The organism is Neobacillus sp. NRS-1170, assembly GCF_050468025.1.
Window position 1 is genome coordinate 1 of record NZ_JBITPF010000003.1, and the last position, 13343, is coordinate 13343.

General features: G+C 40.8%; 11 protein-coding genes. 10 read left to right on the forward strand and 1 reads right to left on the reverse strand.

Features of this window, described 5'->3' with window-relative positions:
• Positions 1–153: 153 nt before the first annotated feature.
• From eutB to ACIFOT_RS00060, 10 genes are all read left to right on the forward strand, one after another.
• A complete protein-coding gene (gene eutB, locus ACIFOT_RS00015) occupies positions 154–1140 on the forward strand; it encodes a hydroxyectoine utilization dehydratase EutB (protein WP_430060801.1) in 987 nt (328 codons plus the stop codon).
• Between the two features lie 238 nt (positions 1141–1378).
• Positions 1379–2563, forward strand: a complete 1185-nt coding sequence (locus ACIFOT_RS00020) for a M24 family metallopeptidase (RefSeq protein WP_430060317.1) — start codon at positions 1379–1381, stop codon at positions 2561–2563.
• Positions 2564–2588: 25 nt separating this feature from the next.
• A complete protein-coding gene (locus ACIFOT_RS00025; RefSeq protein WP_430060319.1) occupies positions 2589–3593 on the forward strand; it encodes a cyclodeaminase in 1005 nt (334 codons plus the stop codon).
• A 15-nt stretch (positions 3594–3608) separates the two neighbouring features.
• The gene (locus tag ACIFOT_RS00030) at positions 3609–4811 is read left to right on the forward strand and encodes a cystathionine gamma-synthase family protein (RefSeq protein ID WP_430060322.1); all 1203 of its coding nucleotides are present in this window, start codon (positions 3609–3611) and stop codon (positions 4809–4811) included.
• 33 nt (positions 4812–4844) lie between these two features.
• The gene (locus ACIFOT_RS00035) at positions 4845–6095 is read left to right on the forward strand and encodes a M20 metallopeptidase family protein (RefSeq protein WP_430060324.1); all 1251 of its coding nucleotides are present in this window, start codon (positions 4845–4847) and stop codon (positions 6093–6095) included.
• Positions 6092–7147 (forward strand): homoserine dehydrogenase, encoded by a 1056-nt coding sequence (locus ACIFOT_RS00040; RefSeq protein WP_430060327.1) that lies wholly within the window; start codon positions 6092–6094, stop codon positions 7145–7147. Before ACIFOT_RS00035 ends, ACIFOT_RS00040 begins: the two co-directional genes overlap by 4 nt.
• Positions 7148–7172: 25 nt before the next feature.
• On the forward strand, positions 7173–8609 hold the full coding sequence (locus ACIFOT_RS00045) for an aldehyde dehydrogenase family protein (RefSeq protein ID WP_430060803.1): 1437 nt from the start codon (positions 7173–7175) through the stop codon (positions 8607–8609).
• A gap of 66 nt (positions 8610–8675) precedes the next feature.
• Complete coding sequence (locus tag ACIFOT_RS00050) at positions 8676–9851, forward strand: M24 family metallopeptidase (RefSeq protein ID WP_430060330.1); 1176 nt, start codon at positions 8676–8678, stop codon at positions 9849–9851.
• A gap of 33 nt (positions 9852–9884) precedes the next feature.
• Positions 9885–11180: an MFS transporter gene (locus tag ACIFOT_RS00055; RefSeq protein WP_430060333.1), complete on the forward strand. Its 1296-nt coding sequence runs from the start codon at positions 9885–9887 to the stop codon at positions 11178–11180.
• A 372-nt stretch (positions 11181–11552) separates the two neighbouring features.
• Entirely contained in the window at positions 11553–12737 is a 1185-nt protein-coding gene (locus ACIFOT_RS00060) for a cytochrome P450 (RefSeq protein ID WP_430060336.1), read from the forward strand.
• A gap of 213 nt (positions 12738–12950) precedes the next feature.
• Here ACIFOT_RS00060 and yjcZ read toward each other — a convergent pair whose 3' ends face one another.
• Positions 12951–13130 carry a sporulation protein YjcZ gene (yjcZ, locus tag ACIFOT_RS00065; protein ID WP_430060339.1) on the reverse strand — a complete coding sequence of 60 codons (180 nt, stop codon included), beginning with the start codon at positions 13128–13130 and terminating at the stop codon, positions 12951–12953.
• Positions 13131–13343 lie beyond the last annotated feature (213 nt).

A 13343-nucleotide genomic window follows, 5' to 3' on the forward strand; every position in this document is an offset into this window, starting at 1 on the left:
GGGAGACCCCGCAGGCGCTAAAGCGCCGAGGAGGCTCCCCGGCACGCCCGCGGAAAGCGAAGTGCCTGGAGTGGAAATCAACAGACAACTTTAACACAGCCAATTAAAAAATAGTTTGGTCTTGGAGGGAAGAATAAATTGACTTCTACAAAAATGACAAAAGAAACCAAAGGGATAAATATCCGTGATGTATGGGAAGCAAGAAAAAGAATTGGCCATTTAGTAAACAAAACTCCCATTATCCATTCTTCAATCCTATCAGAAAAAATGGGGCGCAATGTTTATTTAAAACTGGAAACGGTTCACGAAGTTGGAGCATTCAAGGTAAGAGGGGCGGCCAATAAAATCCTAAGTTTGAGTGACGAGGAAAAAAAACGAGGTGTTGCAACATACTCAACCGGAAATCATGGTATGGCCGTAGCATACGTAGCGAAAAAACTTGGTATTGATGCGATTGTGTGTATTTCAAATCGGGTTCCTAAAGCAAAAGTGGATTCATTAAAAAGGCTTGGGGCTCAAATCGAGATAGTGGGTGAGAGTCAGGATGCCGCAGGCGTTCGCTGTTATGAACTTGAAAAAGAGATGGGATTAACGGTTATTGAGCCTTTTGATGACCCGCATATTATTAGCGGCCAAGGAACCATTGGGCTGGAATTGTTGGAGGATCTTCCTCAATTAACAGATGTAATTGTTCCTCTTTCTGGCGGTGGGCTGCTGTCCGGAATCGGTTTGGCATTAAAGTCCAATGATCGAGACATTCGAGTAACAGGTGTTTCAATGGAAAAATCAGCCGTCATGTATGAAAGTTTAAAAGCCGGTAAACCAGTATTACTAGAGGAAAGCGAGACACTCGCTGATAGTTTACTAGGAGGAATTGGACTCGAAAATCAATACACATTTCAATTGGTTCAAAAATATATGGACGATTGTCTTTTGATTCCAGAAGATGAAATAGCGTATAGTATGGGCTTTATGATGGACAAACATCGTATGATTATGGAAGGTGCCGCTGCCACAGGAATTGCTGCTGTTTTAGGAAATAAAATCCCCTGTCATGAGGGCGATATAGCTGTGATTATTAGCGGTCAGAATATTGATCTATCTATAGTGCACACAGTAATTCAAGATTATCTAAAATAGGTGACCGTCAAAATAATCCGTATAGAAAAGGATTATTTTGACGGTCTTTTTTTCTATCAAGATTTGGTTAACCATACATTGATTCATTTATCTATTTGATAATTTTGACTATGAATCAACAAAATCTTTCATACAAAATGTCAGATGAAAAACCATCACTCAATTTCTTATAATACAAACAAATATAAATATTCAAACAATTTAATAAAGTTATGTTCAATTAGGAGGGAAAGGAACAATGTCTTTCTCAAAACACGAGTATAAAGAGCGAATCCATAAAACAAAAGAACGAATGGCAGAAAAAGGAATCGAAGTACTGCTCATTACAGATCCAGCGAATCTAAATTATCTTTCTGGCTATGATGGATGGTCGTTTTACGTACATCAGATGCTGATTTTAATGATTGATGAAGAGCAGCCAAAATGGATTGGGCGCGGGCAGGATGCAAACGGGGCAAAAGCAACAACATGGATCTCCCATGAAAACATTATTTCCTACCCAGATGACTATGTTCAATCCGATATCAAGCATCCGATGGATTTTGTCGCTGATCGATTAAAAGAATTTGGCAAGGCCAGGTGCTCTATTGGCGTAGAAATGGAAAACTATTATTTCACAGCCAAATGTTATGAGCAGTTAAAGAAAGGCCTGCCGAATGCTAGTTTCCAAGATGCTACTTTACTAGTTAATTGGGTACGTTTAATAAAGTCTGATGTGGAAATTGGCTACATGAAACGTGCAGCAAAGATTGTCGAAAAGGCGATGCAGGCAGGAATGGATTTAATTGAAGCTGGTGTAAGGGAATGTGATGTGGCGGCAAAGATTTTTTACACGCAGATTACAGGAACAGAAGAATTTGGCGGAGATTACCCATCCATTGTTCCACTGCTGCCATCTGGCGAAAAAACATCTACACCACATTTAACCTGGACGGATGAGCGCTATAAAAAAGGTGATGCCGTCATTTTAGAAGTGGCAGGTTGCTATAAAAGGTATCATTCACCGCTAGCCAGAACCGTTCAGATCGGAAAGCCCCAAGAAAAAATGAAAACCCTTTCAGATGTGGCGGTAGAAGGAATAAACACCTGCTTGGAAATGATCCGTCCGGGTATCGCCTGTGAAGAGATTGAAGAAACATGGAGAAAAACAATCGAGAAGAGTGGATTTGTAAAGGAATCGCGTCTTGGCTATTCCATGGGATTGAATTATCCGCCAGATTGGGGTGAGCACACCGTGAGCATCCGAAAAGGAGATAAAACGATTCTGGAGCCAAATATGACGTTCCACCTCATACCAGGATTGTGGTTGGATGATTACGGATTTGAAGTAAGTGAATCCATTCGAATTACGGAGAACGGTTGTGAAACATTCGCCAACCTCCCAAGGAATTTAACTGTAAAGGATTATCTCATTACCAAGTAATTGAAGTTTGGAGGTGTATAGTAAAATGCTGATTTTTACAGAACAGGAATTAAAGCAATTTGTTCAACTGAACGAAACGGCAGTGAAAGTGATTGAAGATGCCTTTACCAAACTGGCAAAAAATGAGACTATCATGCCGCCCATAATGAGAGTGGACATTGAGGATCAAAATGGTGAAGTGGACGTCAAAACAGCTTATATCCAAGGGAAAGAAATGTTTGCGATCAAAATTTCTTCCGGTTTTTTCAATAATTATCAGCTTGGCCTACCATCTGGAAATGGAATGATGGTCTTAATCAGCACTCAAACGGGAATTCCGGAAGCCATCCTGTTAGACAATGGATATTTAACAGATGTCCGGACTGCAGCTGCGGGAGCTGTAGCGGCTGCCTATCTATCAAAAGATACTATTGAAACAGCTGGTGTCATTGGGGCAGGGTCACAGGCAAGGTTTCAACTAAAGGCTTTAAGTCTTGTAAGGAAATTCAGTAAAGTCCTGGTTTATGCCCGGTCAAAAGAACGCGCCCGGAAATTTGCGGAAGAAATGACAGTTGATTTAGGGGTTGAAGTGGTTGTAGCTGAAAGTGCTGAAGCTGTGGTCAGAAACAGTGATACAGTTATTACCACCACACCTGCAAATAATCCGATCATAAAAGCAGAATGGCTGCATCCAGGTCTTCATATTACCGCAATGGGATCGGATGCTGAACATAAGCAAGAATTGGAGCCGGAAGTGTTGGCAAAAGCTGACATCCTTATCTGTGATACAAAAGCTCAATGCGCTCGATTAGGGGAACTTCATCATGCTCTTACAAAGGGTGTTCTTTCGAAGGAATCGGCCATTCTTGAATTAGGTGAACTTACATCACTGAAAGCTGCCGGCCGAACAAACGAAAAGCAAATAACCGTATGTGATTTAACAGGAACGGGTGTACAGGATACAGCCATTGCCCTGTTTGCTTATAAAGAATTGATTAAAAGAAATAAAGGTTTACGAATTGAAAATAACAAAATCCTACAAAAAAACTAACAAGGAGTGTTTTACATGACAAATACAAATCCAAAAATGGGAACGAAGGCAGTCTGGGCAGGAGAAAAAGATTATTTAGTACATGGAGCAACACAAGTACCTGTTGTGTTAAGTGTAGCCTACGGCTATGACGATATGGATGAATGGTATGATGTAGCAATTGGAAAGAAGAAGGGCCATATCTATGGGCGTAATACAAACCCTACAGTTCAGGCTTTTGAGGATAAAATCAAAATCCTTGAAGGCGCGGAAGCAGCAACAAGCTTTTCCACTGGGATGGCAGCCATCAGCAATACACTTTCTACATTTTTAGTACCAGGAGATCGAATTGTTTCCATTAAAGATACTTACGGTGGGACGAATAAAATCTTTACTGAATTCCTTCCACGTCAAGAAATTGAAGTAGCGTTATGTGAAACCGGAAATCACGATCAAATCGAGCGTGAGGTTGCCAAAGGCTGCAAAATTTTATATTTAGAAACGCCGACGAACCCAACGGTAAAAATTACCGACATTGAATTGATGGCAAAAGCAGGCAGAGCAGCTGGAGCACTTGTTGTTGTCGATAATACATTTGCTACCCCAATGAATCAAAATCCGCTTTCTTTAGGAGCTGATTTAGTTATTCATAGTGCAACTAAGTTTTTGGGAGGCCATGCCGATGCATTAGGTGGTGTGGTATGCGGATCAAAAGAATTAGTTGAAAAAATTTATCATTTCCGTGAAATTAATGGGGCAACAATGGACCCAATGGCAGCTTACCTGATTTTGCGCGGTATGAAAACACTACATTTGCGTGTTCGCCAGCAATGTGAAAATGCCATGACTCTAGCAAAATACTTACAAACAAAAGAAATCGTAGAAGCTGTGTATTATCCAGGGCTTGAAACTCACCCACACCATGATGTTGCGAAAAAACAAATGAAAAACTTTGGCGGAATGCTTAGCTTTGCGGTTAAGGGCGGTGTAGATACCGTTCGGGATCTTCTGCCTAAATTGCAGTATGCCAATCGTGCTGCTAACTTGGGTGCTGTCGAAACAACTGTTGGACCAGCCCGTACAACAAGCCATGTAGAATGTACACCGGAAGAACGTGCAGCAATGGGAATTCCTGAAGGGCTCATTCGAATTTCTTGTGGCATCGAAGAAATCGAAGATATTATTGCCGATTTTGAGCAAGCATTCAACCATGTTGAAAGTATTTTAAAAGTTAACTAATCTTCCATTCAAGTCGCAGGGGGAAATAAACAGATGGCCGATCATTCTAAACATCCTACCGTCATTCAGGCAAATGGGTTATCAAATCAACTGATTGAATGGAGACGCAGATTTCATCAACATCCCGAACTCAGTTTTCAAGAGTTCGGGACCTCCCAATTCGTTGCTGAAGTCCTAAAAAATATAAAAGGTTTACGTGTTGAAACAGGCATTGGAGTAGAAACAAGTGTAGTTGGTACCTTAACTTCAGGGGAAGGACCTGTGATTGCAATTCGTGCCGATATGGATGCACTGCCAATCAACGAAGAAAATATCTTCGATTACAAATCCAACAATGAAGGTGTTATGCACGCATGCGGTCACGATGTTCATACAGCAATCTTACTTGGAACAGCTCATCTTCTTGCAGAAAAATTTGAAAAAGATGAGTTGAAGGGAACAGTCAAATTTATTTTTCAACCAGCAGAAGAGAGTACCGATGAAAACGGACTTTCTGGTTCGCCGTACATGGTTCAAGCTGGCGCGTATGACGATGTGGATGCTGCCATTGCCCTTCATATGTGCCCATGGCTTCCGGTTGGATCGGCACAAGTGAATGATGGATACAGCATGGCAAATGTCGATGTGTTTACGGCTAAAATTTTTGGAACGGGGGGCCATGGGGCCTATCCTGAACTTGGAACGGATCCGATATGGATGCTTGGAGTCGTGATGCAGACATTACATGGCATCGTTGCCCGCAAACTTCCAGCTTTAGAAGCTGGAGTAATTAGTATTGGACAGATTCATGCGGGAACGGCCAGTAATATTATTCCGAATGAAGTTGTGATTACAGGTACGTTCCGCAGTTATACACCTGAAGTAAGGGACTTATTGAGTTCAGAACTAAAGAAAGCACTTTCCGTTGTAGAACCAATGGGGGGAGCCTATTCGCTCCATGTGGAAAGAGGAGAACCTGCCTTAAAGAATGATGAACGTATAAATGGTCTCTTTTTAAAATCAATTGAAGAAATGTATCCCGATTTTCAGATTATCAAGCGTCCGTTTGGCATGGGCGGAGAAGATTTTGGCTATGTGACGCAATTACTGCCTGGTGCATTATTTTTCCTTGGAAGTGGAACAAAGGATGGTATTCAAAGGGATTTACACACCCCGATCTTTGACATTGATGAAAACAGTCTGACAAAAGGTGCAGCAATTCTTACCCAAACGGCTGTTCATTTTTTAAAAGAAGAATCCCATTCGTCACTCAACAAAAAAGAAAAGGAGATTTTAGGTACATGACTCATAAATTAGCATTTATCGGATTCGGAGTCGTTGGTCAGGGTCTAGCAGAAATTTTGCTAAAAAAAAGAGAGGAACTAAAGCAAAAAGAAGGATTTGAAGCAACCGTTGTTGCCATTTCTGATTTTATAAAAGGCTCGATTTATAACCCAAGCGGCCTTGATTTAGATGTCGTTTTAAAGACCTTAAAAGAAACAGGAAATTTAGAAAATTATCCACAAACTCCTGGATTAATAACAGGATGGGACAGTTTAAAAACAATCGTTGATACAAACGCGGATACGATTATTGAGGTATCCTATACGGATGTAAAAACGGGGCAGCCTGCGATTGACCACTGTAAAGCTGCCTTTGAAAGTGGAAAAAATGTGGTGATGACAAATAAAGGTCCGGTTGCCCTTGCCTATAAGGAGTTAACAGAGTTAGCCCAAAGGCATGATGTTTCCTGGGGATTTGAAGGCACTGTCATGAGTGGTACACCATCTTTAAGAATGCCGATTGTGACTTTGGCAGGAAATGAAATTAAAGAAATACGCGGAATCTTGAATGGTACAACGAATTACATTTTAACGAAAATGGAACAGGAAGGCGTTTCCTATGAAACGGCTTTAAAAGAAGCCCAAGAGCTAGGCTATGCGGAAGCAGATCCTACAAATGATGTAGAAGGATACGATGCAAGATACAAGATTGTTATTCTTGCAAATTATGTCATGGGCGTACCTTTGAAAGTGGAGGACGTATCCTGCAAAGGGATCACCGATATATCGTTAACAGATATTGAAGAAGCAAAAGCTGAAGGAAAACGCTGGAAATTGCTGGCGAAGGTTAAAAATGAAAACGGCCATGTGGCGGCTTCCATCGCACCGGAAAAAGTCGACATGACGGATTCTTTAGCTTCAATCGGCGGCGCTGTCAATGCGATTACCTATGAATGTGATTTACTGGGGCCTGTCACATTAAGCGGGGCTGGAGCAGGTAAAACAGAAACAGGCTTTTCTCTTCTAATAGACTTGATTAATATCAACCGTACACGTAAACCTGTATTCGTTTAATAATAAACAGAAGGGCGGGAAGATGATGGCAGTTCAAATTAGAGGTCAGAGGATGCTGATTGGCGGGAAATGGAAAGATAGTGAGCAGATTATTGAAGTACGTGATCCCCAAGATAATAGTTTAATTGATACCGTTCCTGCAGCTACGAAGGAAGAGATGCTTCATTGTATTGAGGAGTCAAAGGAAGGGGCCAAGATTGCTGCCGCAATGCCTGTGCACGAACGGATCCGAGTGATCAATGCTGCTGCAGACTATATTGAAGAATATAAGGAAAGATATGCTCTTATCATAAGCAAAGAAGGCAGCAAAACCATAAGAGAAGCGCAAAAAGAAGCAGCCCGTTGTATACAAACATTACGAATTAGTGCCGAAGAGGCAAGAAGAATCAATGGTGAAACTCTTTCCTTTGATCAAATGCCTGGAAGTGAGAATCGAGTTGGATATTACTATCGTTTTCCAATCGGTATTATAGCGGCGATTACCCCATTTAATGATCCGTTAAATCTTGTAGCCCACAAAGTTGGACCAGCCATTGCGTCCGGAAATGCCATTATTGTGAAACCGGCAAGTGTGACACCGCTAAGTGCACTTTTACTGGCTGAAGCATTTTTGCATGCGGGTCTTCCTTCAAAGGTTTTATCCGTTATCACAGGCCATGGCAGCGAGATTGGCGATATTCTGGTCTCTCACCCTGATATTCGTATGATTAGTTTTACTGGAGGTTTAACAGCAGGGGAAGACATCGTTCGTAAGGCAGGGCTGAAGAAAATCAGTATGGAGCTTGGCTCCAATTCTCCGGTTATTGTTTTGGAAGATGCAGATATCGAGGATGCGGTGGAATCGACCGTTTCCGGAGCATTTTGGGCTGCCGGCCAGAATTGCCTGGGAGTACAGCGAATCTATATTCAAGATAGGATTATGGCGGAATTCCAAAAAGCCTTTATATCACGAACAGAGCAATATAAAGTAGGGGATAAACAATCAAACCAAACGGATATGGGACCTTTAATTAATGAAAAGGAAGCAATCCGAGTTGAAAAAATGGTGGAGGAAGCGATTGAAAAAGGTGCTCTTTTACTTACCGGCGGTCAGCGTAACGAAGCGTTTTATACTCCGACTGTTTTAACCAATGTTCCAAAGAATTGTAAAATCGCAACGGAAGAAATTTTTGGTCCAGTTGTTATACTTTACCCAGTAGCCGATCTGGATGAGGCCATTGAACAATCAAATAGTGTGGATTATGGTTTGCAAGCCGGTATTTTCACAAAGAACATTGAAAAAGCTCACAAGGCTATTGCCAAATTGGATGTTGGCGGCATTATGATCAATGACAGCAGTGACTACCGGATTGATGCCATGCCGTTTGGCGGGGTTAAAAAATCGGGATTAGGCAGAGAAGGCATAAAGTTTGCCCTTCAAGAAATGACAGAACCAAAAGTCGTGTGCTTTAAATTAAATTAGACCGGTAACTAGGTAAAACTTTTAAATATGGAATGCCGATTCCAGGCTTAGGAGGAAATTAAAACAATGTCATTTGCAACCTATGAGTATAAAGAGAGAATTCGAAAAACAAAAGAACGAATGATGCAAAAAGGAATCGATGTTCTGCTCATCACGGATCCGGCCAATATTAATTATCTATCCGGTTACGATGGCTGGTCGTTTTACGTGCATCAGATGTTAGTCCTTATTATTGACGAAGATCAGCCTATGTGGATCGGAAGAGAAATGGATGCCAACGCTGCAAAGGTAACCACATGGCTTTATCGTGAAAACATTATTCCTTATCCCGATGATTATATTCACTCCGACATCAAGCACCCAATGGATTTCATAGCAGGAATCTTAACGGAAATAGGTCAAGACAACCGCTCCATTGGTGTGGAAATGGAAAACTATTATTTCACAGCCAAGAGCTATGAGCAGCTTAAAAAAGGGCTGCCAAATGCTAAATTTCAGGATGCTACTCTATTAGTGAATTGGGTGCGGCTGATAAAATCGGATGCAGAAATCGAATATATGAAACGAGCAGCTGTCATCGCGGAAAGAGCCATGATGGCTGGCATTGAATTAATTCAGGAAGGTGTAAGGGAATGTGATGTGGCGGCAAAGATTTTCCACACGCAAATCACGGGAACAAAGGAGTTCGGAGGGGATTATCCGGCTATCGTACCGCTGCTGCCATCAGGTGAAAAGACTTCGACACCGCATTTGACCTGGACCGATGATCGCTATAAAGACGGTGATGCCGTGATTATAGAATTAGCTGGATGCTATAAAAGATATCATTCACCATTAGCCCGAACCGTTCAGATTGGCAAGCCGAATAAAGATATGAAAACCCTTTCAGAGGTGGCGGTAGAAGGCATTAACGCCTGCTTAGAAATGATTCGTCCAGGCATCGCTTGTGAAGAGATAGAAGAAACATGGAGAAAAACGATTGAAAAAAGTGGATTTGTAAAAGAATCACGGCTCGGCTATTCAATGGGATTGAATTACCCGCCTGATTGGGGTGAGCACACTGTAAGCATTAGAAAAGGAGACAAAACGATATTGCAGCCGAATATGACCTTTCACCTTATTCCGGGATTGTGGCTTGAACATTATGGTTTTGAAGTCAGCGAGTCCATCAGGATCACAGAATCGGGATGCGAAACCTTTGCCAAAATGCCAAGAAACCTTGTGTTGAAGGAATTTGTTTAGTTTAATCAAGTTTAAATAAAAGGGGATGGATGAATGAAGAAAGCTACTATGGCTACTGCAATAGGAAATCTAGTCGAATGGTATGAATACGGTATATATAGTTATACTGCTGCAATTATCGGAGCTCAGTTTTTTCCAGAAGAGAGTAGTTCTGTAGCATTATTATATGGTTTTGCGGTGTTTGCTATCTCGTTTTTCTTTAGGCCGCTTGGAGGTATCATTTTTGGCTCTATTGGGGACAGGCTTGGCCGAAAGAAGATCTTAATTGTAACGATTCTGATGATGTCATTTGCTACTGCTTTCATTGGAATTGTGCCAAATTATGAGTCTGTCGGGGTAATTGCTCCACTATTATTAATAGTCATGCGGATGGTTCAGGGATTAGCAGCAGGAGGAGAATATACAGGTGCATCTGTATTTATGAATGAGTCCGCGCCTAATTCCAGACGTGGTTTATTTACTAGTTTACTTGAATCAGGTTCATTGCTCGGCTACATACTTGGTTCCGTGTTTGTAGCGATTCTCACTACTACACTAAGTTCAGATCAAATGTCAGCATGGGGGTGGAGGATACCATTTATTTGTTCATTGCCTTTAGCATTAGTAGGAATGTATGTAAGAACGAAAATCGATGATACACCAACTTTTATCAAGATGAAGAATGATAACGATTTGTCTAAGCAGCCTTTGAAAGAGATGTTTTCTACAGCACGGAAACCGTTGGTTATCTCATTTTTATGTGTGGCATTCGCCAATGGGGCTTATTATACATTATTGACCTACCTTCCTTCGTATTTTGAGACGCAAGTTGGATTAACGACGATGGAATCATTAGTAGTCACAACCAGTGGAATGGTATTTATGATGATTCTATTCCCGATTTTCGGTATTCTAGCAGATCGATATGGCAGAGTTAAATTTCTCCTTTTATCAGCTTTACTGGCTATAATTTCAGCGATTCCGATTATTTCTTTTGTTTCGGGTGGTTCGTCATCGGGTCCGCTTGTCGGTTTCTTTGCCTTAGGCATCATAGTGGCTATTTTTATTGGCGTATTCCCTTCCACACTTCCTATGTTGTTTCCGAATCGAGTAAGAAATAGCGCCTATGGTATCTCTTACAATATTTCCACTGCCATTTTTGGCGGCGGGGCGCCTTTTATCATCACATCCATGCAGAACGCAACAGGAAATAAACTAATGCCGGCTTTTTATTTAATCGTAACAGCTTTAATGGCAATCGTGTCGATTATGTTATTGCCTAAATCAGTGAAAGTAGATAGTGCATCCAGAGGGGGCATTACGGATATAAAAACACAGGATGTAATTTAAAAACATTAATAAAAGTCCTTCACTTTATTTAAGTGAAGGACTTTTACTAATATTTTTCAAAAATCTCGCCCCCGGAGTAGACCCGACCGAACTTTGTGACAAAATGGGGAATTCATGGGTGGGTGGGCTAAAGAATGAATTCAAGAAACCGACAATAGAATAGCAGTAACGAATGATAGCTTTTATCATTTTTACAAAGATAAAGTGATATATGTGGAGCAAATCGATAATATAAAATAGTAAACTCCTTCAGTCATTTACTGAAGGAGTATTCTTTTTAAAAGACTATTAGTACAAATAGTCATTAATCATTAGATTAGGTTATATTTATATTTGTAGACTTAAATATCATTGATTAATGGGGCTGATACAATGGAATCATTCTTTTCACCAGAAATACGCCGGAATCCTTATCCAATGTACAAAATGATGCGTGAGACACAGCCGGTACTATTCTTTGAACCCTACAACATCTGGTCTGTTTTTCGCTATGATGATGTTAAAACAGTCCTATCAGATCATACTCGATTTTCATCACAATACGTTGATAAAAACTGGCCGCAAGCAACTGCCTCCATGCAAACCAGAATGAACTCTAGTTTGATTACGAGTGATCCGCCACGACACACGAAATTGCGTTCACTTGTCAGCCGTGCATTTACTCCAAGAGCAATTGAAGCAATTGAACCACGGATTCATGCCATTACGAATGAGCTTCTTGACCGAATTGCAGATAAAGAAGATTTTGATCTTGTTCAAGATCTCTCATATCCTCTACCCGTTATCGTCATAGCCGAAATGCTGGGGATTCCAAGTGGGGACCGTGAACAATTTAAGTATTGGTCAGATGAAGTCGTTGCCTCCGCAGATCAAGCAATCGGTGGAACGAGTGCAGACTCGACAAAAGCACACAAGGAAATGAATGAGTATTTCCGAAAGATTATTATGAAACGAAGAGAATGTCCGCAAGGTGATCTTATCAGCGCCTTAATTCAAGCTGAGGAGGATCATCAGCACTTAAGCGAGGAAGATGTATTATCTTTCTGCTGGCTCTTGCTGGTTGCCGGGAACGAAACAACCACAAATCTAATTAGCAATACGGTCCTAACCTTATTGGAGCAGCCGAATGAGTTCGAACGACTTCGCAACAACATGGAACTTATACCTTCTGCAATTGAAGAAACGCTGCGTTATCGTTCTCCAGTCCAAGCCATGTTCCGGTTTGCGAAGCAAGATATTGAAATTAGCGGCACAACCATTCCTGAAGGAAGTCGAATCATCGCATGGATCGGGTCAGCTAATCGTGATCCCGATAAGTTTGCTAATCCGGAACAATTTGATATGAATCGTAATCCTAATCCGCATATAGCATTTGGTCATGGAATCCATTTTTGCTTGGGTGCACCATTAGCTCGAATGGAAGCAAAAATTGCATTATCGTTGCTCCTATCTAGAATTTCTTATTTCGAAAGGATAAATAATGAACCACTAGAAATGGCTCGTGGTTTTATCGTGCATGGAGTGAAGAATCTTCCACTAAAGATCGTTGGAAGATAATACAATGCATTTGCAAATCGGCTAGATGAAGTAGGAGAAAAAATGGCTCAATATGTAGAGTTCCTATGTCTTTCCTGGACAAGGAACTTTTTTATTTCATGAAAAACCTTACTAACTCTTTTGTAGATTCCTTCTCCCAACTAGTCCATTTTTGTTAAGGGAATAATCCTCACTCTTGAGTAAAGAGGAGGATTATTAAATAGAGCTCCTTTTTCAGCAGAAGCAAACTGCACCAACAATAATTAATAAAATGAACAGCACTACTATGATGATAAAATCGTGGCACCCATGATGAGGAAAACAACCTCCATAAACAGGTGCTGCATAGCCGTAAGACAATGGTGGGTGGGGAATAACATTAGCACCAGCAATATGCGGTATGGCATTATCCATTTTTTACACTTCCTTTCTAAAGATGGAGAATTACTTAGACATTACACTATATAATACACGGAGAAAGGATATTAGAGCCCGTCTATATCAAATATGGGCAGAATTATAGAAATTGTGTTATGGCCCAAAAGTATTATTTTGACCAGAATTCAAAATAAGTTAATAGAAAAGGAGAAAAACATGTACTTAAAAAAGAAGAAAAAACTCAGTTCA

Excerpts from the sequence above, each read along its gene's own strand:
- eutB (WP_430060801.1), top strand. The coding sequence starts at position 154 with ATGACAAAAGAAACCAAAGGGATAAATATCCGTGATGTATGGGAAGCA.
- ACIFOT_RS00020 (WP_430060317.1), top strand. The coding sequence starts at position 1,379 with ATGTCTTTCTCAAAACACGAGTATAAAGAGCGAATCCATAAAACAAAA.
- ACIFOT_RS00025 (WP_430060319.1), top strand. The coding sequence starts at position 2,589 with ATGCTGATTTTTACAGAACAGGAATTAAAGCAATTTGTTCAACTGAAC.
- ACIFOT_RS00030 (WP_430060322.1), top strand. The coding sequence starts at position 3,609 with ATGACAAATACAAATCCAAAAATGGGAACGAAGGCAGTCTGGGCAGGA.
- ACIFOT_RS00035 (WP_430060324.1), top strand. The coding sequence starts at position 4,845 with ATGGCCGATCATTCTAAACATCCTACCGTCATTCAGGCAAATGGGTTA.
- ACIFOT_RS00040 (WP_430060327.1), top strand. The coding sequence starts at position 6,092 with ATGACTCATAAATTAGCATTTATCGGATTCGGAGTCGTTGGTCAGGGT.
- ACIFOT_RS00045 (WP_430060803.1), top strand. The coding sequence starts at position 7,173 with ATGGCAGTTCAAATTAGAGGTCAGAGGATGCTGATTGGCGGGAAATGG.
- ACIFOT_RS00050 (WP_430060330.1), top strand. The coding sequence starts at position 8,676 with ATGTCATTTGCAACCTATGAGTATAAAGAGAGAATTCGAAAAACAAAA.
- ACIFOT_RS00055 (WP_430060333.1), top strand. The coding sequence starts at position 9,885 with ATGAAGAAAGCTACTATGGCTACTGCAATAGGAAATCTAGTCGAATGG.
- ACIFOT_RS00060 (WP_430060336.1), top strand. The coding sequence starts at position 11,553 with ATGGAATCATTCTTTTCACCAGAAATACGCCGGAATCCTTATCCAATG.
- yjcZ (WP_430060339.1), bottom strand. The coding sequence starts at position 13,130 with ATGGATAATGCCATACCGCATATTGCTGGTGCTAATGTTATTCCCCAC.